The organism is Streptomyces verrucosisporus (assembly GCF_017114865.1).
In the GTDB taxonomy this organism is placed as follows: Bacteria; Actinomycetota; Actinomycetes; order Streptomycetales; family Streptomycetaceae; genus Streptomyces; species Streptomyces fenghuangensis.
In genome coordinates this window covers 51,108-70,117 of record NZ_JADEYH010000016.1, presented here as the reverse complement: position 1 = coordinate 70,117, position 19,010 = coordinate 51,108, and the positions used below count along the sequence as shown (strand labels likewise).

Below are 19,010 nucleotides of genomic sequence, written 5' to 3'. Positions count from 1 at the left end.
TCCCCGTCGGGTACCCGGGCACGCCGCGGCGGAAAAGCGCCGGAGGGACCGCAGGGCCGCGGGGGCCGCGGGGATCCGGCGGGAGCCCCGCCGAAGACCACGGAAACCTGCGGAGGCCCGCGGGGACCGGCCGGTCCGGCCCGATGGACGGACCGGCCGGAACAGCCCTGAAGGAGCCCGTCCGGACGCTTGTTCCTCTGACTGGTCCCGACCCTACCGCCGTGCCCCTCGATGCCGCCTGCCGGTCGTGTCTCGAACGGTATGTGAGACGGAAGGCGGGAATGCGTTCAGAGCGTGAAACAATCGCGGCGGCGCACCCCCGAACCAGCAGCGAGCAGGAGAAGCGATCCCATGCGCATCGGAGTCCTCACCGCAGGCGGCGACTGCCCCGGTCTGAACGCCGTGATCCGTTCGGTCGTGCACCGCGCCGTGGTCGACCGGAACGACGAAGTCATCGGCTTCGAAGACGGCTTCAAGGGGCTGCTCGACGGCCGTTACCGCGAACTCGACATCGACTCCGTCTCCGGCATCCTCGCCAGGGGCGGCACCATCCTGGGCTCGGCCAGGCTGGAGCGCGACCGGCTGAGGGAGGCGTGCCGGAACTCCGAGGAGCTGCTGGAGCGGCTCGGCCTCGACGCGCTCATCCCGATCGGCGGCGAGGGCACCCTCACGGCCGCCCGGATGCTCGCCGACGCCGGGCTGCCGGTGGTGGGCGTGCCCAAGACGATCGACAACGACATCTCCGCCACCGACCGCACCTTCGGCTTCGACACGGCCGTCACCGTGGCCACCGAGGCCATCGACCGGCTGAAGACGACGGCCGAGTCCCACCAGCGGGTGATGGTCGTCGAGGTCATGGGACGCCACGCGGGCTGGATCGCGCTGGAGGCCGGCATGGCCGGCGGCGCCCACGGCATCTGCGTGCCCGAGCGGCCCTTCCAGATCGACGGCCTGTGCAAGATGATCGAGGAGCGCTTCGCGCGCGGCAAGAAGTTCGCGGTCGTCTGCGTCGCCGAGGGCGCCCGTCCGGCCGAGGGCTCGATGCCCTACGAGAAGGGGCAGATCGACCAGTACGGGCACGAGCGCTTCACCGGCATCGGCAACCGGCTCGCCATCGAGCTGGAGCACCGCCTGGGCAAGGAGGCCCGCCCGGTCATCCTCGGCCATGTGCAGCGTGGCGGCACCCCCACCGCGTACGACCGCGTACTGGCCACCCGCTTCGGCTGGCACGCCGTGGAGGCCGCGCACCGCGGCGACTTCGGCATGATGACGGCCCTGCGCGGCACCGAGATCGTCATGGCGCCGCTGGCGGACGCGGTCACCGAGCTGAAGACGGTGCCGCAGGACCGGATGGACGAGACCGAGGCCGTCTTCTGACCTGTCCGGTGCGGTCGTCCCGGTGCCCGCGCCGCCGGGACGACCGCACCGCCGCCGGCTCTCGCACCGGCCCCTCCCGCCCGCCTTTCTCAGTGCCTTTCGGCGATGAGCCGGTCGAGGACCGGGCGTGGATCGTCCCCCTTCCGGACGACCTTGGTGTACAGCCCCGCCAGGCGGCCGGCGAGCTGGACGTTCAGGCCGCCCTCGCCGATGGCGTTGTCCATCTGATGGGGCGGGACCACGACGACGGCGCAGCCGCGCTCGACGAAGACGTCGCGGACGCCGACCTTCGCCGGAGCCATCGCGAAGGCCAGGCAGGCCGCGGGGTCGGCCGCGTACTCGATGATGTCGATCTTCTCCTCCGTCAGGCCGCGGTTGAGCATCTCCCTCACGCGGAGGATCCGTTTCCTGTCCTTGCCGATGAACGCCCCCCTGGCGTCGGCCCTGGTGGTGCCGGCCACGATGACCTTGGTCCGGGCCCCGGCGCACCGGACGGTCCTCATGACCCGGGCCCGTCCCGCCGCCAGCTCCGGTACGTAGCCCGCCAGTATCCGCTCCACCAGCTCCGGGGCCGTCGGCGACAGCCGTGCCGCGCCGTCCGGACCATGGGGCCTTCGGCCGGGGAGGACCAGCGCGGTGACGCTGTCGCCGGCACGCAGGGGGCGTTTCCGGAAGTCCCGGATCTCGCGTAAGTCCACGGCACTCAGTGTCGCCCGGTGCTCCCGGCCGGTGCCCGGCTGGCGGATCCGGCACTCGAAGCCCGCTGGTCCGTCACCGACGACGTGGGCGACGACGGCCGCACCGGGTACGAGGGGGTCGGCCGCGGCGCCGTCCAGGATGTACGCCGCCGCCTGGTCCGGCGTCACACCGAACGCCTCGGCCGTGAGCCGCACCGGTCCGACCTTCTCCTTCGGGTCGCAGCGCGGGCACCGTACGAGGTTGCCCCCGTGCAGCCTCAGCGGCAGGTCCTCCGGGTGGTCCCCGGTGTCCCTGGGACAGGACCACCTTCCGCCGCCGTCGGAACGGGAGCCCAGACCGGGCAGAAGCGACCGGACGGGCACGGTGTTCGCCTCCGCGATCCGCTGGTCGAGCCGGCTGACCGGGGCCGTCCGGGCGATGTCGGGCACCGGCCTGTCGGACCGCATGCTCTCCGTGCGGTGCGCGTCCGCCCTCATCCTGATGCCCTCCAGGTCGATGCCCTGGAACGGGTCGTCCTTGCCTACGGGGACGGGTTCGGTGCCGGTGGAGAGGAAGGGGAGGCGCCATCTGTCGCCCCTGCGCCGTAGCCGCCCGGTCCGGGCCAGCATGGTGAAGGCGCCCGCGCCCCGGTCCGGCGGCACCATGCGCAGCCGCCAGGCGGAGCGGACGGTGCGCGCGTCGGCCGGGGCGAGTGTCCCGTCGGACGCGGGGGCGTAGGGGACCCAGCGGACGCCCTCGCAGCGGGGTCCGCCGAGTTGGGCCCATTCCAGGGCCTTCTCCGGTTTCCCGGGGCCGCCGGGGCCCACCCCCTGCGTGTTCACCTCCGAGAGTTCCAGGAGGACTCCGTCGACGTGGACGTCGATCCAGCGGGCGAAGAACCCGTGGACCGCGGCGTAGGGCACGAGACCCGAGGAGCCGGACGGGGCGAGGAAGACGGTCCGCGATCTCGTGTCCTCCCAGGACAGTTCACTGTCCCTCAGGGCGTCGAGCACGGCCTCGGCCGGGTCCTCGGCGCCGTCCGTGCCGGGCCCCCAGGCGATCTCCACCGTTTCGAGGCCGGGGGGAGCGGGGGGCGCATCGGTCGTGCGGACAGCGAACACGTAATCCGTGAGACGGCGCATGGGGCCTCCTCGGCGCCCGCCTGCCGGGGCGCCTCCGGTCATCGGTCGGCTACTTTCCGTTGCACCCGCCCAGCCTGCCCGGGGCTCGCCGTGAACTCAACAGCCGAGACCGGAGCCGGAGCCGAAACCGGAGCCGGAGCCGGGCGGTGGCCGCTTCGGACCGGGCGTGGCCGGACGTCAGCCGCACCGGCGGTAGTGCGGCTCCGGCCGTCCCGCCCGCCCGGCGCCGGCCGGGTACTCCAGGTTGCGGGCGGTGATCCGGCTGACGCACATCCGCCCGGCCACCACGGCGGCCACCACCACGACCTGCGTCGCGAAGAGCCGGCCTGCCAGGCTGCGGGGGCGGAACGGACGCACGGGCCCCGGTCCGCCCGTTCACCCGGCCGGGCGGTCCCCGCGGGAGAACCGGAGCGGCCCGGATCCCGCCGTCCGGACGGGTTTTCCGCGCACGCAGTGCGCACAACCGTGATCGGCCCCACAGCCGGGTGCATAGTCGCCGGGACTCCACGCGAGTCGGAGCCGCAACACGGAGGAGCCCGACGTGCCACCGCAGAACGAACCGACCGCGCAGAACGAGCGGAACGCGCAGCGTGCGCAGGCCGCGCGGCCTGCGGGACGGGACCGCACCCACTACCTCTACATCGCCGTGATCGCCGCCGTCCTGGCGGGCGTCGTGCTCGGCTTCGCCGCCCCGGGGGTGGCCAGGGAGCTCAAGCCGCTGGGCACCGGGTTCGTCGACCTCATCAAGATGATGATCTCGCCGGTGATCTTCTGCACCATCGTGCTGGGCATCGGCTCCGTGCGGAAGGCCGCCAAGGTCGGCGCGGTGGGAGGGCTCGCGCTCGGCTACTTCCTGGTGATGTCCACCGTCGCCCTGGCCATCGGTCTGGTCGTCGGCAATGTGCTGGACCCCGGATCCGGACTCCGGCTGACCGAGGAGGCCAGGGGCGCCGGCGCGGCCCAGGCCGGGGGCGCCGGCGAGGGCACGGTCGACTTCCTGCTGGATGTCATCCCGACGACGCTGGTCTCCGCCTTCACCGAGGGCGAGGTGCTCCAGACCCTGCTGGTCGCCCTGCTGGTGGGCTTCGCGCTCCAGGCGATGGGCCGGTCCGGCGAGCCGGTGCTGCGCGGCATCGGCCACATCCAGCGGCTGGTCTTCCGGGTGCTGGCCATGATCATGTGGGTGGCCCCGGCCGGAGCCTTCGGAGCCATCGCCGCGGTGGTCGGCGAGACCGGCGTGGACGCGCTGACGTCCCTGGCCGTCATCATGATCGGCTTCTACGTCACCTGCCTGCTGTTCGTCCTCGTCGTGCTGGGCGCGCTGCTGAAGCTGGTGGCGGGGGTCAACATCCTCACCCTGCTGAGGTATCTGGGGCGTGAGTTCCTGCTGATCCTGTCCACCTCCTCGTCGGAGTCGGCACTGCCGCGCCTGATCGCGAAGATGGGGCACCTGGGGGTGAGCCGGCCGGTCGTGGGCATCACCGTCCCCACGGGCTACTCCTTCAACCTCGACGGCACCGCGATCTATCTGACGATGGCCTCCCTGTTCGTGGCCGAGGCGATGGGCGACCCGCTGTCGGTGGGGCAGCAGATCTCCCTGCTCGTCTTCATGGTCATCGCCTCGAAGGGCGCGGCCGGCGTCACCGGCGCGGGCCTGGCCACCCTCGCCGGCGGCCTGCAGTCCCACCGCCCGGAGCTGGTGGACGGCGTCGGCCTGATCGTCGGGATCGACCGGTTCATGAGCGAGGCCCGTGCGCTGACGAACTTCGCCGGCAACGCCGTCGCCACGGTGCTGGTCGGCACCTGGACCAGGGAGATCGACAAGGAGCGGGTCGGCGAGGTGCTGGCCGGCCGCCTCCCCTTCGACGAGCGGACCCTCCTCGACGACGCCCACTCCCACGACACCGGCCCCGGCGCCCCCGACCGGGCCGCCGGCGACGAAACCGCACGTGACCCGGCCCCCACCGGGCCCGCCACCTAGAAGCCCGCGGGCGTACGGCCTCCCCGTGAACGCCCCGGGCCGTCCGCGGCGGCCCTGCCCCGTCCCCCGCCGGGCAGGGCCGCCGCGGATGCCGAACCGTCAACCGCTACGGACATCAGCCATCGATCGAGACACCACACCGGAGGTCAGCCAGGTCCGCGAGAGCGGCAGGGGACGCCCCCCGGACGGAGTCCGGGGGAGGTTCAGCCGCGAGGAGGGGCGGGCACGAGCCAGATCGTCGCCAGCGGCGGCAGCGTCGGGGCGATGCCGGCCGGACGGCCGTGCGCCGGGGCCGCGTCCGCCTTCAGCGTCTCCGGGTTGCCCACGCCGCTCCCGCCGTACCGCGCCGCGTCGGTGTTGAGGACCTCCCGCCAGGCGGGGATCCCCTCGGGAACGCCGACCGGGTAGTCGTGCCGGACCACGGGGGAGAAGTTGGAGACGGCGATCAGCGGCGAGCCGTCGGCGGCGTACCGCAGGAACGCGAAGACGTTGTCGTCGGCCGCGCCCCCCTCGATCCAGGAGAAGCCGGCCGGATCGGTGTCCAGCTCCCACAGGGCGGGCGTGGCGGTGTAGACGCGGTTGAGGTCGCGGACCAGGTCCCGTACCCCCTGGTGGTCACCGGCGGCCGAGTATGCCGGATCCAGCAGCCACCAGTCCGGCCCGTGCGCCTCCGACCACTCCGCACCCTGGGCGAACTCCTGCCCCATGAAAAGCAGTTGCTTGCCCGGGTGGGACCACATGAAGCCCAGGTACGCCCGGTGGTCGGCCCGCTGCTGCCACCAGTCGCCCGGCATCTTCGACACCAGCGACCGCTTGCCGTGCACCACCTCGTCGTGGGAGATGGGCAGGATGTAGTTCTCCGAGTAGGCGTACACCATCGAGAACGTCATCTCGTTGTGGTGGTACTTGCGGTGGACCGGCTCCCTGACCATGTACTCCAGGGAGTCGTGCATCCACCCCATGTTCCACTTGAAGCCGAAGCCCAGCCCGCCGAAGCCGCCCGGCCCGGTGTGGTGGGTGGCGCGGGTGACGCCGTCCCAGGCGGTGGACTCCTCGGCGGCGGTGATCACGCCGGGGCAGCGGCGGTAGACGGTGGCGTTCATCTCCTGCAGGAAGGCCACCGCGTCCAGGTTCTCCCGGCCGCCGTACACGTTGGGGGTCCACTGGCCGGACTCGCGCGAGTAGTCCAGGTAGAGCATCGAGGCGACGGCGTCCACGCGCAGGCCGTCGATGTGGAACTCCTCGCACCAGTAGACCGCGTTGGCGACCAGGAAGTTGCGCACCTCGGTGCGGCCGAAGTTGAACTCCAGCGTCCCCCAGTCCGGGTGCTCGGCGCGGGCCGGGTCCGAGTGCTCGTACAGGGCGGTGCCGTCGAACCGGGCCAGCGCCCACTCGTCCTTGGGGAAGTGCGCGGGCACCCAGTCCATCAGCACCCCGATGCCCTCCTGGTGGAGGCGGTCGACCAGATGGCGGAAGTCGTCGGGGGTTCCCATGCGCGCGGTGGGCGCGTAGAAGCCGGTGACCTGGTAGCCCCAGGAGCCGCCGAAGGGGTGCTCGGCGACGGGCATCAGCTCCACATGGGTGAAGCCCAGGTCCTTCACGTACGCCGGGAGCTGCTCGGCCAGTTCGCGGTAGGTCAGCCCGGGGCGCCATGAGGGCAGGTGCACCTCGTAGACGGACAGGGGAGCCTGATGGGGCGCGCGTTCGGCGCGGCGGGCCAGCCACTCCCCGTCGTGCCAGGTGTACGCGGACTCCTCCACGATCGAGGCGGTCGCCGGCGGGACCTCGGTGCGGCGGGCCATCGGGTCGGCGCGCAGGGTGTGGGAGCCGTCCGGGCGGGTGATGTCGAACTTGTACAGCGCGCCCGCGCCGACCCCGGGCAGGAACAGCTCCCACACGCCGCTGCCACCCAGTGAGCGCATGGGGCAGGCCGTGCCGTCCCAGTGGTTGAAGTCCCCGGCGACCCGCACCCCCAGGGCGTTGGGGGCCCAGACGGTGAAGCGGGTGCCGGCCACCCCGTCGACGGTCATGGGGCGCGCGCCCAGCGCCCGCCACAGCTCCTCGTGGCGGCCCTCGCCGATCAGATGCAGGTCCAGTTCGCCGAGCGAGGGCAGGAAGCGGTACGGGTCCTCGGCCTCCAGCTCGTCCTGACCGGGTTCCTCCCCGTAGCGCACCAGCAGCCGGTAGGAGGGCATCGAGGGTTCGGCGGCCAGCGGGAGCACGCCGGAGAACAGCCCGTCCCCGTCGTCGTGCAGCTCCGCCCGCACGCCCTCGGCCAGGACGGCGACACGGCGGGCGTAGGGCCGCAGCGCGCGGAACAGCACTCCGCCGGGCACCCGGTGTGCGCCGAGCACCGTGTGCGGGTCGTGGTGGGAGCCGTGCAGCAGGCGCTGCCGCTCACCCGGGTCCAGCGAAGCGGCGCGACCGACGCCCGCTCCGTCGCCGTCCCGGCCGAGGGCGTCGTCGCTCCGGCGCGGTGCGGGCGGGCGGGCGCCGGGCCAGTTGGGGGCGTGGTCCTTCAGCGGCTCGTCCTGGCGCAGGGCCACGGGCTCGGAGGCCGCCGCCTTCCCGGCCGTGACCTTCTTCGCGGGGGCCTTGCCGGTGGACCTGGCCGCGGTCCTCCCCGCCGGGGCCTTCTCGGCGGCGGCCTTCCCGGTCACCGCCTTCTTGGCGGCGGTCTTCTTCGCGGTGGTCTTCTTGGCCACCGCCTTCTTCGCCACGACCTTCTCGGTCGCGGTCTTCTTGGCGGCCGTCCGCTTGGCGGCGGTCTTCTTCGCCGCGGTCTTCCCTGCGGCGGCCTTCCCTCCGGCGGGGTCCGCGGCGCCGGCCGGATCCTTCGGGCCGGCGGCTCCCTGGGAGACGGCCGGGGCGGCGTCCTCGTCCCGGCCGCCGGTGCGGACGGGCCGCGGGGAGGTTTCGGAGAACGGTCGGCTGTCGGGACGGGGGGTCACGGAAGGGGCCTCCTGTGCACGGAATCGTTCAGGTGTCCGCGAGCCGCTGGACGGCGGACATCGGGATGGCGAGCCAGGCGGGGCGGTGCCTGGCCTCGTAGAGCACTTCGTAGACGGCCTTGTCCGTCTCGTACGCCCGCAGCAGGACGTCCTCGTCGCGCGGGTCCGAGCCGGAGGCGTCGGCGTAGCCGGAGCAGTAGGCGTCACGATTCTTCTCGGACCACTCGCGGGCCCACCCGGCCTCGCCGGGGGAGGAGCGGGCGTGCTGGCACGCCGCGTAGTCGAAGGAGCGCAGTATCCCCGCGATGTCCCGCACCACCGGCTGGGGGCGGCGGCGTTCGGCGATGGGACGGGCGGGCTCGCCCTCGAAGTCGATGACCGACCAGCGGCCGTCGTCCCCCGCGCACAGCGCCTGACCCAGGTGGAGGTCGCCGTGGATGCGCTGGGCGGACCAGGACCGCCCGCCGCGGCCGAGCCCGGCGACGGCGTCGAAGACGGTGTGCAGCTTCCCCCGGTAGGGGCGCAGGGCGGGTACGGCGGCGGCCGCGGCCTCCAGCCGCTCGTTCATGCCGGAGGCGATGAACTCCAGCTGGCGACGGCCCAGCGCCGTCACCGGCAGGGCCTGCGCCAGTGTGGTGTGCACCTCGGCGATCGCCTGGCCCAGCGCATGCGCGGAGCCGGAGAAGTCGCCGTGCGAGGCCAGCGAACCCAGTGCGAGCTGCCAGCCGTCGCTGGTGCCGGGCAGGAAGGGCTGGAGCACGCCCAGCGTCATCGGCTCGCCCGCCTCACCGCCCTCGCCGGGCCGTTCGCCGGGGCGCGCCTCGAACCAGGCGGCCGGCGCGGGCACCCGGTCCGACCCGGCCCGCGCCAGGGCCAGCGGCAGCTCCAGATCGGGGTTGACACCGGGGCTGACACGGCGGAACAGCTTGAGGATGTGGCTGTCGCCGTAGACCACCGAGGAGTTCGACTGCTCCACGCTCAGCGGCCTGGGCGGCAACGCCTGCGGGATCGTGGTGCCGCGCTCCCGCTGGAAGAGCAGCGGACCGAGCCGCCCGGGGGAGCGCAGCCGCTCCAGCAGTACGGCGGCCAGCCGGGGGTCGTGCAGGGCCTCGTACACCGTACGGCCGACCAGCGGCCCGTCGGCGGGGTGCCCGATCAGGGATCCGGCCAGAGGTGGCGGCAGGGCGTCGCGCACGCCCAGCAGCAGCTGGTAGCAGTCCGCGGGAACCGGATGGGTCTGCTCCGGCCCGCCGGGCTGGCGGGCCCGCACCAGCAGGTGCAGCAGACCCGGTGCGGCGCCGCTGGTGCACGGCAGCAGTTCGGTGGCGGCGACGAGGGCGAATCCGCTGACGGGCCGCCCCTTCCCGGCGAACCAGCGTTGCCGCGGAAGCCATTCGGTGAGCAGTGGCGTGAGCGAACGCAGCAGCGCCGCGCCCTCCGGCTCGCGCGTGGCGACGACGGCGGCGCGCGGCGAGGAGCTGTCCGACATGGCGTCCTTTCCCCGGGCACACGAAAGGTACGGCAGAGTGTCCCGGATTGCGGCTGTGGCTGTCCGGCGGTGCGGGACGTGTCGGGGAGTACCCACCAAGCGGGCTAGCGAACTGCTTCGAGCGGTGCGGTCGGTGGTGGGAGGGATACTGCCCGCGGCGGCCCGGGCCCAATCCGTGTCCGGACTCGTTCCCGGGCCGCCGCCGTCCATGCCTGCCCTACTCCCGCCTCACGCCTGCTCGCGCAGCCGGAACCAGTAGAAGCCGTGCCCGGCCAGGGTCAGCAGGTACGGCAGCTCCCCGATGGGAGGGAACCGCACCCCGCCGATCAGTTCCACCGGGTGGCGTCCGCCGAAGGCGTTCAGATCCAGCTCGGTGGGCTGCGGGAACCGCGAGAAGTTGTGCACGCACAGCACCAGGTCGTCCCCGTACTCGCGCAGGAAGGCGAGCACCGCCGGGTTGGACGAGGGCAGTTCGGTGTACGTGCCCAGCCCGAAGGCCGGGTTCTGCTTGCGGATCTCGATCATCCGGCGGGTCCAGTGCAGCAGCGAGGAAGGGCTGCTCATGGCCGCCTCGACGTTGGTGACCTGGTAGCCGTGGACCGGGTCCATGATCGTGGGCAGGAACAGCCGGCCCGGATCGCAGGAGGAGAAGCCCGCGTTGCGGTCGGGCGTCCACTGCATCGGGGTGCGCACCGCGTCCCGGTCGCCCAGCCAGATGTTGTCGCCCATGCCGATCTCGTCGCCGTAGTACAGGATCGGCGAGCCCGGCAGGGACAGCAGCAGGGCGGTGAACAGCTCGATCTGGTTGCGGTCGTTGTCCAGCAGCGGGGCCAGCCGCCGCCGGATGCCGATGTTGGCGCGCATCCGCGGATCCTTGGCGTACTCCGCGTACATGTAGTCGCGCTCCTCGTCGGTGACCATCTCCAGGGTCAGCTCGTCGTGGTTGCGCAGGAAGATCCCCCACTGGCAGCCCGAGGGGATGGCCGGGGTCTTGGCCAGGACCTCGGAGACCGGGTAGCGCGACTCGCGCCGCACCGCCATGAAGATGCGCGGCATGACGGGGAAGTGGAACGCCATGTGGCACTCGTCGCCGCCCCTGGAGTAGTCGCCGAAGTAGTCGACGACGTCCTCCGGCCACTGGTTGGCCTCGGCCAGCAGCACGGTGTCGGGGTAGTGGGCGTCGATCTCGGCGCGGACCTTCCTCAGGAACTCGTGGGTCTGCGGGAGGTTCTCGCAGTTGGTGCCCTCCTGCGCGTACAGGTAGGGGACAGCGTCCAGCCGGAACCCGTCGATGCCCAGGTCCAGCCAGAACTTCAGCGCCGAGATCATCTCCTCCTGGACCTGCGGGTTCTCGTAGTTGAGGTCCGGCTGGTGGGAGAAGAAGCGGTGCCAGTAGTACTGCTTGCGCACCGGGTCGAACGTCCAGTTGGACGCCTCGGTGTCGACGAAGATGATGCGGGCGTCCGGGTACTGCTTGTCGTCGTCGGCCCACACGTAGTAGTCGCCGTAGGGGCCGTCGGGATCGCGCCGGGACTCCTGGAACCACGGGTGCTGGTCGCTGGTGTGGTTCATCACCATGTCGATGATGATCCGCATGCCGCGCTGGTGTGCGGCGTCCACGAACTCCACGAAGTCGGCGAGGTCGCCGAACTCGGGGAGGACGGAGGTGTAGTCGGCGACGTCGTAGCCGCCGTCCCGCAGCGGGGACTTGAAGAACGGGGGCAGCCAGAGGCAGTCCACGCCCAGCCACTGCAGGTAGTCGAGCCGGGCGGTGAGGCCCTTCAGATCGCCGATGCCGTCGCCGTTGCTGTCCTGGAAGGAACGGACCAGCACTTCATAGAAGACGGCCCTCTTGAACCAATCGGGATCGCGGTCCTTGGCGGGCGTGTCCTCGAACGTGTCGATGACGGGTTCATTGACGGTCATGGTTGGGTGACCCTCCGGTCTGTGGGGACGGTCGCAGGGAGAAGACGTGCGCGGGCGCCGCGCCGCGGCCCGGCTCCAGGCGCACATAGTTGTCCCTGCCCCAGTGATAGGTCTCGCCGGTGAGCTCGTCGCGCACCGGAAAAAGTTCGGCGCCATCCGCCTGGGCGGGGGTGAGGCCGAGTTCCGCCAGGTCCAACGAGACCGTGGCCTCGTGGGTGTGGTGGGGGTCGAGGTTGACCACCGTGAGAACCGTGTCGGCGTACGGGCGTGCGCAGTGCTTCGAGTAGACGATGATCGACGGGTTGTCGCTGTGGTGGAAGCGCAGGTTGCGCAGCTCCTGCAGTGCCGGATGGCGGCGGCGCAGCCGGTTCAGTTCGGTGAGGAGCGGGGCGATGGTGGTGCCCGCACGCTCCGCGGCCGCCCAGTCGCGCGGGCGGAGCTGGTACTTCTCCGAATCAAGGTACTCCTCGCTGCCCGGCCTGACCGGTGTCGACTCGCACAGCTCGTAGCCCGAGTAGACCCCCCAGGTGGGAGAGAGGGTCGCGGCGAGCACCGCGCGGACCTCGAAGGCGTGGCGCCCGCCGTTCTGGAGGTAGGCGTGGAGGATGTCCGGGGTGTTGACGAAGAAGTTGGGCCTCATGTACGAGGCGGCGTCCCCGGAGAGCTCGGTGAGGTACTCGGTCAGCTCGTCCTTCCCGTTGCGCCAGGTGAAGTAGGTGTAGGACTGCTGGAAGCCGATCTTGGCGAGGGTGTGCATCATCGCCGGGCGGGTGAACGCCTCGGCCAGGAACAGGACGTCGGGGTCGGTCCCGTTGATCTCGCCGATCACCTTCTCCCAGAAGACGACCGGCTTGGTGTGCGGATTGTCCACGCGGAAGATCCGCACCCCGTGGGACATCCACATCCGCAGGATCCGGACCGTCTCGGCGACCAGCCCGTCCATGTCCGTGTCGAACGCGATGGGGTAGATGTCCTGGTACTTCTTCGGCGGGTTCTCGGCGTAGGCGATCGTCCCGTCGGGGCGGTGGTGGAACCACTCCGGGTGCTCCTTGACCCACGGGTGGTCCGGGGAGCACTGCAGGGCGAAGTCCAGGGCCACCTCCATGCGCAGTTCGCGGGCGCGTGCCACGAAGCGGTCGAAGTCCTCGAAGGTGCCCAGGTCCGGGTGGATCGCGTCGTGCCCGCCGGCGGCCGAGCCGATGGCCCAGGGGCTGCCGACGTCGTGGGGGCCGGCGGTCAGGGAGTTGTTGGGCCCCTTGCGGAACGATTCGCCGATGGGGTGGACCGGGGGCAGGTAGACCACGTCGAAGCCCATGTCCGCGATCGCGGGCAGCCGCTCGGCGGCCGTGCGCAGGGTTCCGGGGACGGGCGGCTCGCCCTCCCCCACCACCGCGCCCTCGGAGCGGGGGAAGAACTCGTACCAGGAACCGAACAGCGCCCTCCTGCGCTCCACCAGCAGCGGCAGTGGCCGGGTGGCGGTGACCGGTTCGCGCAGCGGGTGGCGTTCCAGCGCGGAGACCACCTCGGGCGCCAGCGCGGCGGCCAGTCGCGCGGCGACCGGGCGGGAGGTGTCGCGCAGGGCCTCCACCGCCTCCAGTACGGCCGCGCGGCCGTCGTCCCCGGGCACCCCCGCGGCGGCCCGCTCGTGCAGCAGCGCGCCCTCGGTGAGGGTCAGCTCGGCGTCGATCCCCGCCGGGATCTTGATCCTCGCGTTGTGCCGCCAGGTGCCGACCGGATCGCCCCACGCCTCGACGGTGTAGGACCAGCGCCCCTCCGAGCCGGGGGTGACGTCGGCGCCCCAGCGGTCGGTGCCCGGCGCCAGTTCCCGCATCGGCGTCCACGGACCCGGGCTTCCGCTCGGGTCCCGCAGGACGACGTTCGCGCCGACCGCGTCGTGGCCTTCGCGGAAGACCGTGGCCGAGACCCGGAAGGTCTCGCCGGCCACGGCCTTCGCCGGGCGGCGCCCGCAGTCGACGAGCGGATGGACGTCCAGTACGGGAATGCGACCGATCATTGGATCACCTGGTGGCGTTACGGATGGTTTTGTTCTTTCTATCTGTTCCACAGACCGCTGACGGGCCGGGGGCATGGCCGCTCCTGTCCGCTTTCACTCGGCTGGCGTGACGGTTGTTCCGGGATGACCCGGGAAGGGCGGTAGGAGGAGAGACTGCCCGCCCGGACGGGACGGGCATCCGCCTCAATGTGAACTGCCGGTAAGCAAAAGTGCCCAATCCGACCGTTCCCGCCACGAGCCGGGAAACTCCTTCCCTCTTCGCGCCGGTGGCGGCACCGGATGCCAGGCGGAGGGCCGGCGGAAGGCGGACCAGGCGCCGCACGCGGGCGCACGACGAGTGCTCGCATATGCGCCTATGGGGCCGTTGGTGATGTGATGACGGGTTACCGGGCGAAATGAGGAGCGGATCCGGCTACCGTCGAAGTGTGAAGGCCATTCGTCGATTCTCTGTACGTCCCGTCCTTCCGGAGCCCCTACGACCGCTCAGCGACCTGGCGCACAACCTGCGCTGGTCCTGGCACCCCGAGACCAGAGAGCTCTTCCGCCGCGCCGACCCCGACGGCTGGCGGGCCTCCGGCGGCGACCCGGTGCGGACACTGGGCACCGTCTCCGCCCGGAGGCTGGAGGAGCTGGCCCACGACCGCGACTTCCTGGAGCGGCTGTCCGCCGCCGCGGGGGATCTGCGCGAGTACCTGACCGAGCCGCGCTGGTACCAGCGCGCGGAGGGCGAACCACCCGCCGCCATCGCCTACTTCTCCCCCGAGTTCGGCATCACCGCCGCCCTGCCCCAGTACTCCGGCGGGCTCGGCATCCTCGCCGGGGACCACCTCAAGGCCGCCAGCGACCTCGGCGTCCCGCTGATCGGGGTGGGCCTGCTCTACCGCCACGGCTACTTCCGCCAGAGCCTGTCGCGCGACGGCTGGCAGCAGGAGCACTACCCCGTCCTGGACCCCAACGAGCTGCCGCTGGAGGTGCTGCGCGAGCCGGGCGGCGCCCCGGTCCGCGTGGACCTGCGGCTGCCCGGCGCGCGCACCCTGCGCGCCCACGTCTGGCAGGCCCGCGTCGGCCGCGTCCCGCTGCTGCTGCTCGACTCCGACGTGGAGGACAACGCCCCGCGCGAACGCGACGTCACCGACCGGCTCTACGGCGGCGGCAGTGAACACCGGCTGCTCCAGGAGATGCTGCTGGGCATCGGCGGAGTGCGGGCGGTGCGCGCGTACTGCCGTGTCACCGGCCACCCGGAACCCGAGGTGTTCCACACCAACGAGGGGCACGCCGGCTTCCTCGGACTGGAGCGCATCCGGGAGATGAGCGGGGAGGGAGTGCCCTTCGACACCGCGCTGGAGGCCGTGCGCGCCGGGACGGTGTTCACCACCCACACCCCCGTCCCCGCCGGCATCGACCGCTTCGACCGCGAGCTGGTCGCCCGCCACCTCGGTGACGACGGCGAGCTGCCCGGGGTGGACGTGGAGCAGGTGCTGCGGCTGGGCACCGAGACCTATCCCGGCGGCGACCCGGGGCTGTTCAACATGGCCGTGATGGGGCTCAGGCTCGCCCGGCTCGCCAACGGCGTCTCCACACTGCACGGCGCGGTCAGCCGGGAGATGTTCGCCGGACTGTGGCCGGGCTTCGACGCCGCCGAGGTGCCCATCACCTCCATCACCAACGGCGTCCACGCCCCCACCTGGACCGCCGGCGAGATGCGGGCGCTGCCCGCCGACTCCGGCGGCGCCGGGCTGTGGGAGGCCCGCCGCACCCTGCGCGAGCACCTCGTGCACGAGGTGCGCCGGCGGCTGCGCGCCTCCTGGCGGCAGCGCGGTGCCTCGGACGCCGAACTCGGCTGGATCGACGGGGTCCTGGATCCGGAGGTGCTCACCATCGGCTTCGCCCGCCGCGTCCCGTCCTACAAGCGGCTGACGCTGATGCTGCGCGACCGCGAGCGGCTCACCGAGCTGCTGCTGCACCCCACCCGGCCCGTCCAGCTCGTGGTCGCGGGCAAGGCCCACCCGGCCGACGACGGCGGCAAGCGGCTTATCCAGGAACTGGTGCGGTTCGCCGACGACCCGCGGGTCCGCCACCGGATCGTCTTCCTGCCCGACTACGGCATGGCCATGGCGCAGGGGCTCTACACCGGCTGCGACGTCTGGCTGAACAACCCGCTGCGCCCGCTGGAGGCGTGCGGGACCTCCGGGATGAAGGCGGCGCTCAACGGCTGCCTCAACCTCTCGGTGCGGGACGGCTGGTGGGAGGAGTGGTACGAGCCGGACTTCGGCTGGGCCATCCCGACCGCCGACGGCGGCGGGCCCGGCGCGGCGCACGAGAGCGCGCAGGACCGCCAGCGGCGCGACGACATAGAGGCCGCGGCGCTCTACGAACTGCTCCGCGAGCATGTGGCGCCGTGCTTCTACGACCGCGGGCCGGGCGGCGACGGGCTGCCCGAGCGGTGGATCGAGATGGTCCGCCAGACCAGGCAGAGGCTCGGGCCGAAGGTGCTCGCCGACCGGATGGTGCGCGAGTACACCGAGCGGCTGTACGCCCCGGCCGCCCGTGCCCACCGGGCCCTGGACGCCGGCGCCGCCGGGCGGCTGGCGGCCTGGAAGGCGCGGGTGCGCGCGGGCTGGCCGCGGGTGGCGATCGACCATGTGGAGTCGGTCTGCGAGTCCGTGGAGCTGGGCGGTTCGCTGTCGCTGCGGGTGCGGGTCGCCCTGGGCGGCCTGGATCCGGACGACGTGGAGGTGCAGGCGGTCGCCGGGCGGGTGGACGAGTCGGACTCCATCGCGGGCGAGGAGGCGGTGCGCGTACCGCTCAAGCCCTCCGGCGGGCCGGATGAGGACGGGAGCCGGCTGTACGAGGGGCCGCTGGCGCTGGACCGCACCGGGCCGTTCGGCTACACCGTCCGCGTCCTGCCCTCCCATCCGCTGCTGGCGGACCCGGCCGAGATGGGGCTGGTGGCCCTGCCGCCGGACGGCCTCGGTGCCCGGGAGGCCGCCGGGGTGCTGCTGCGCTGAGGGGCGGGGACACGGAGCCGGGGGACGGAGGGAGGGGGCCGCGCCACCGGCGCGGCCCCCTCCCTTCCCTCATGCCGTTCCCGTCGTTCCGCGTTCACCGGCCGGTGAACGCGGGCCGGGACGCGGAGCGCGGCGTGGATCAGAACGTCAGCTTCCAGCTGTCGATGTAGCCGGAGTCGGTGCGGTAGACGTCCCTCACACGCAGCTTCCAGGTGCCGGAGGCTGCCTCGGAGGAGGCGTTGACCGTGTAGGACGCCCGGACGTCGTCGCCCGAGTCCCAGGAGCTGTTCTTGAGGCGGTAGGTGCTCCCGTCCGGTGCCACCAGGTCGATGACCAGGTCGCCGCGGTAGGTGTGGACGATGTCCACGTCCACCTTCAGCGTGCTGGGCGCGTTGCCGGACCTGTCCACCGTGATCGGCGACTCCACGGTGCCCGGGTCCGGGATGGCGTGGTCGTCGGTGTTCTCGAAGACGTTGTCGCCGGGCTCCCCGCCGCCGTCGTCGGGCCTGGAGCCGACGTTGACCGCGGCCCAGGCGTGGGCCACCGCCTTGTGCTGGACGCTGTCGGTGCCGAACAGGTCGGCCGCGGCGGAGAGGGTGGCGGTGCGGGCGCCCGCGTAAGTGGTCGTCGACGTCATCTTCTCGGTGAGCGCCTTGAACCAGATCTTCTCGGCGGCCGCGATGCCGATACCGGTCACCGGCTTGCCGTCGGAGGTCGGCGAGTCGTAGGAGACGCCGTTGATGGTCTTGGCGCCGCTGCCCTCGCTGAGCAGGTAGAAGAAGTGGTTGGCCGGGCCCGAGGAGTAGTGGACGTCGATGCCGCCGATGCCGGAGTACCAGTAGTCCTTGGAGCTGCCGTCCCGGCTGGGCTTGTCCATGTAGCGCAGCGGGGTGCCGTTGCCGCGGATGTCGATCTTCTCGCCGATGAGGTAGTCGCCGACGTCCGAGCTGTTGTTCGCCCTGAACTCCACGGCGGCGGCGAGGATGTCGGAGGTCGCCTCGTTCAGGCCGCCGGACTCGCCGCTGTAGCGCAGCCCCGCGGTGTTGGAGGTCAGACCGTGGGTCATCTCGTGGGCGGCGACGTCGATGGAGGTGAGCGGCTTGGAGTTGTTCGCGCCGTCGCCGTAGGTCATGCAGAAGCAGGAGTCGGACCAGAAGGCGTTGACGTAGGCGTTGCCGTAGTGCACCCGGCTGTAGGGGGCCTTCCCGTCATTGCGGATGCCGTTGCGACCGTGGACGTTCTTGTAGTAGTCCCAGGTCAGGGCCGCGCCGTAGTGGGCGTCCACGCCGGCGGTCTGACGGTTGGACGGCGAGCCGTTTCCCCAGAGGTCGTCGGCGTCGGAGAACAGGGTGCCGGTGCCGGAGGAGCCGCCGTTGAGGTCGTAGGTCCTGTGGTTGCCGCGGTTCACGTCGGTCATCGTGTAGGAGCCGCTGGACCCGCTGGTGCCCAGGGAGACCCGGCCGCTGTACATGCTCTCGCCGGTGCCGGTGTGCACGCCCTCCCACTCGGCCAGCTTCTCGCCGGTGGCCGCGTCGGTGACGATGTGCAGCTCGCTGGGGGTGCCGTCCTCCTGGGTGCCGCCGACCACGCGCTCCCAGGCGAGTACGGGCTCCCCGTCGGCGGCCCAGACCACCTTGCGGGGTGCGGTGCTGCCCTCGGCAGCGGCCCTGGAGGGCTTCTTCGAGGCCGGGGCGGCGGTGGAGGGGACGGCGATCTTCGCCGTGGTGGCCTTGGCGACCTCGGCCACCGCACCGCCGGGCGACTCCTCGACGACCAGGTCGCCGCCGAGCACGGGCAGCCCGTCGTAGGTGCGCTCGTAGCGGGTGTGGACGGTGCCGTCGGCGTTCTTGATCACATCGCGGACGACGAGCTTCTCCTTGGCGCCGAGGCCGAGGGCCCTGGCGGTGGCGGAGCTGCCGGCCTCCGCGTCGCGGAGCAGCTTGGCCTGCTGGGAGGGGGAGAGCTTGACGGAGAGGGCGCCGGGGTCGGGCTTCGCCTGGGGCGCGGCGGTGGAGACCTGCGACTGGAGGCCGACGGCCAGCAGCGCCGAGGCGGCGACGAGGGCGCCGGTGGCGGTGGCACGTCTGCGGGGGGTGGATCTGCCTATCACGCTGAACTCCTCGCTGGAGAGCGGTGTGGAGACGGAGATGGTGCGCCTGAGGGTGTGGGGGCCCATGGGGGGGGGAACGGCTGTGCACAGCGTGGAGAGAGTGGCACCGAAACGGCGAGGATGACAGGGTCAGGTCAAGGAAATGGCCGGAATCTGTCCGCTGTCGGAAAATCGCTGTCCGCTGACCGAACGCGATGGAAACGACGGAGAAACCGGGCCGTCACGGGCGTCCGTCAGGCTCGGGGGACCGGGTGCGGGAGTCCCGCCCGGCGGGGGCGGCCCGCCGGGCGGGACACCGGACGGAATTCCCTCCGGCGTCCCGCCCGGCCCGTGC

At 72.1% G+C, this 19,010-nt stretch carries 10 protein-coding genes; 3 read left to right on the top strand and 7 right to left on the bottom strand.

The annotated features are described in order from the left end of the window. Window positions 1-351: 351 nt before the first annotated feature. A complete protein-coding gene (locus IQ279_RS18005) occupies window positions 352-1,377 on the top strand; it encodes an ATP-dependent 6-phosphofructokinase (RefSeq protein WP_206349589.1) in 1,026 nt (341 codons plus the stop codon). 89 nt (window positions 1,378-1,466) lie between these two features. On the opposite strand, the gene IQ279_RS18000 is transcribed toward IQ279_RS18005, so the two are convergent. Both IQ279_RS18000 and IQ279_RS17995 read right to left on the bottom strand, forming a co-directional pair. Next, complete coding sequence (locus IQ279_RS18000; protein WP_206349588.1) at window positions 1,467-3,197, bottom strand: hypothetical protein; 1,731 nt, start codon at window positions 3,195-3,197, stop codon at window positions 1,467-1,469. A 177-nt stretch (window positions 3,198-3,374) separates the two neighbouring features. Beyond that, entirely contained in the window at window positions 3,375-3,554 is a 180-nt protein-coding gene (locus tag IQ279_RS17995) for a hypothetical protein (RefSeq protein ID WP_206349671.1), read from the bottom strand. A gap of 283 nt (window positions 3,555-3,837) precedes the next feature. Here IQ279_RS17995 and IQ279_RS17990 point away from each other — a divergent pair, with 283 nt between their 5' ends. Continuing rightward, window positions 3,838-5,178 (top strand): cation:dicarboxylate symporter family transporter, encoded by a 1,341-nt coding sequence (locus IQ279_RS17990; protein ID WP_307792419.1) that lies wholly within the window; start codon window positions 3,838-3,840, stop codon window positions 5,176-5,178. Window positions 5,179-5,381: 203 nt separating this feature from the next. On the opposite strand, the gene glgB is transcribed toward IQ279_RS17990, so the two are convergent. The 4 genes from glgB to IQ279_RS17970 all read right to left on the bottom strand — a co-directional run bounded on the left by glgB (window position 5,382) and on the right by IQ279_RS17970 (window position 13,558). Further along, window positions 5,382-8,129 (bottom strand): 1,4-alpha-glucan branching enzyme, encoded by a 2,748-nt coding sequence (glgB, locus tag IQ279_RS17985; protein WP_206349586.1) that lies wholly within the window; start codon window positions 8,127-8,129, stop codon window positions 5,382-5,384. 28 nt (window positions 8,130-8,157) lie between these two features. Beyond that, window positions 8,158-9,618 (bottom strand): maltokinase N-terminal cap-like domain-containing protein, encoded by a 1,461-nt coding sequence (locus IQ279_RS17980; protein WP_206349585.1) that lies wholly within the window; start codon window positions 9,616-9,618, stop codon window positions 8,158-8,160. A gap of 228 nt (window positions 9,619-9,846) precedes the next feature. Next, on the bottom strand, window positions 9,847-11,544 hold the full coding sequence (gene treS / locus IQ279_RS17975; protein WP_093847587.1) for a maltose alpha-D-glucosyltransferase: 1,698 nt from the start codon (window positions 11,542-11,544) through the stop codon (window positions 9,847-9,849). Continuing rightward, the gene (locus tag IQ279_RS17970; protein ID WP_206349584.1) at window positions 11,531-13,558 is read right to left on the bottom strand and encodes an alpha-1,4-glucan--maltose-1-phosphate maltosyltransferase; all 2,028 of its coding nucleotides are present in this window, start codon (window positions 13,556-13,558) and stop codon (window positions 11,531-11,533) included. Before IQ279_RS17970 ends, treS begins: the two co-directional genes overlap by 14 nt. Before the next feature lie 425 nt (window positions 13,559-13,983). On the opposite strand from IQ279_RS17970, the gene glgP reads away from it, so the two are divergent. Continuing rightward, a complete protein-coding gene (gene glgP, locus IQ279_RS17965; RefSeq protein WP_206349583.1) occupies window positions 13,984-16,566 on the top strand; it encodes an alpha-glucan family phosphorylase in 2,583 nt (860 codons plus the stop codon). Between the two features lie 139 nt (window positions 16,567-16,705). Here the strand turns inward: glgP and IQ279_RS17960 are convergent, their stop codons facing one another. Beyond that, window positions 16,706-18,742, bottom strand: coding sequence for a M4 family metallopeptidase (locus IQ279_RS17960; RefSeq protein WP_206349582.1), 2,037 nt, complete (start codon window positions 18,740-18,742; stop codon window positions 16,706-16,708). Between the last annotated feature and the right edge of the window lie 268 nt (window positions 18,743-19,010).